Origin of the sequence: Prauserella rugosa (genome assembly GCF_000719975.1) — a bacterium.
Classification (GTDB): domain Bacteria; phylum Actinomycetota; class Actinomycetes; order Mycobacteriales; family Pseudonocardiaceae; genus Prauserella; species Prauserella rugosa.
Map to the genome: position 1 here is coordinate 1 of NZ_JOIJ01000051.1, position 1,462 is coordinate 1,462.

Sequence of the window (1,462 nt, forward strand, 5' to 3'; positions counted from 1 at the left end):
GGCCGCGGCCGGTGGCGCGGGCGCCCGTGGTGGTGCCGGTGGCGGCATGATGGGCGGCGCCGGAGCCGGACGCGGCAACCAGCAGGGCGGCGAGGACGAGGAACACCAGCGTCCCTCCTGGCTGGTCGAAGCCGACCCCGACAGCCTGTTCGGCACCGACGAACGCACCGCCCCACCCGTCATCGGCGAATAAACCACGACGTCAGGTAAGCAACCCGAGGGGAACCGAGATGCCCGAGTTCGGTGATGTTCCAGAGTCCGGGGGAGTCAGCCGCGGCGCGGCCATCGGTGCCGGCATCGGAGCAGCCGGCAGTGCCATGGCCAAGCAGGTCGGCGACGCCAAGGCACAGTCCAGCGCACTGTTGGAGTCTGCCAAGGGCGGAGGCTTCCGCGTCAGCGAGAACGCCGCCCAGCCCATCCGGGATGCGCTCATCGAGGCCAACGACGACCTCAACCGCATCCTTGGTGAGGCAAACACGCTAACCGCAGCGCCGAAGCTGGGTACTGGTCCATACGCCCAACAGGTCGCCGAGCACGTACAGCAGAGCGGCGACGGCCCGCAGGGGGTTTTGCCGATGCTTCGGCAGCTTCGCACCGTGATACGGCAGTCCGAGGAAGCCCTCAAGATCGCCATGGATAATTACCGTGAATCTGAGGATCAGCAGAAGCAGACGTTCAACGGGTAGGAGAACCAGCATTGCGTTCCGCGCGTGCGGCCCTGTTGCCGATTTTTGCCGTTGCGGCCTTCTCAGTTGCCGCTTGTTCGGACTCTGAAGGTGGTATCGCTGAGGGCGACGACGGAGCGGCATCGCCGTCCCGGTCAAGTCCGGGCAGCGCCTCGACGTCAGCCCAAAGCGAAGATGCAGCGTCCTTAGATTCGCTCGATCCATGCTCGGTTCTGACCACGGCGAAGGTGAAAGAGTTTGGCCCTATCGAGGCTGGCTCGCCCGAGCGGAGCGAGGTCGGGGGCGCCCCGGCCTGTACCTGGCACGGCGAAGCGGGCTATAGCACTAAGCCTGTGGCCACTTCGTCTGTCGTTATCCGCACTGACGGTGGTGTCGATGTCATGAATGACAGAGGCAGCGGTGTTCAGCAGACTGAGGAGAATGGGCGAGTATTCGCACGTTCTCCGGGGCCCGATGTGTGCACGATCGCGATCGGCGTCACCGAAACCACCCGGGTGGACGTGGGTGTGAGCGGAGTTGAAACCGGCCAGGCGTGTGAGATCGCAAACGCACTGGTCGAGGCTGCTGAGCCGAACGTTCCGCGGGGCTGAGTAGGGGCGTTCGACGTGCAAGGCCCATGTCACGCGACCTGGGCGGATGGTGGACCGCTTGGGGACTCGAACCCAGAACCCGAGGATTAAGAGCGTGTCTCGTTTGGATCTTGACCCGTCGTCCGGGATGATCGTCCATTGTGGTTGATGCGTTGTCGTGGCGGTTGGTTCCTGATGAGTTGTGGG

The 1,462-nt window shown here is 64.5% G+C and carries 2 protein-coding genes and 1 pseudogene; all 3 read left to right on the forward strand.

What is annotated here, in order from left to right; translation table 11 throughout:
• Positions 1–193: pseudogene (locus IF64_RS25800) on the forward strand (hypothetical protein); the annotation flags it as partial.
• Positions 194–230: 37 nt separating this feature from the next.
• Positions 231–686 carry a hypothetical protein gene (locus IF64_RS0124850; protein WP_030534595.1) on the forward strand — a complete coding sequence of 152 codons (456 nt, stop codon included), beginning with the start codon at positions 231–233 and terminating at the stop codon, positions 684–686.
• A gap of 35 nt (positions 687–721) precedes the next feature.
• On the forward strand, positions 722–1,276 hold the full coding sequence (locus IF64_RS26880) for a DUF3558 domain-containing protein (RefSeq protein ID WP_246134871.1): 555 nt from the start codon (positions 722–724) through the stop codon (positions 1,274–1,276).
• Positions 1,277–1,462 lie beyond the last annotated feature (186 nt).

Bases quoted from the DNA above. Each gene is read 5' to 3' on its own strand.
- IF64_RS0124850 (WP_030534595.1), top strand. From the start codon at position 231: ATGCCCGAGTTCGGTGATGTTCCAGAGTCCGGGGGAGTCAGCCGCGGC.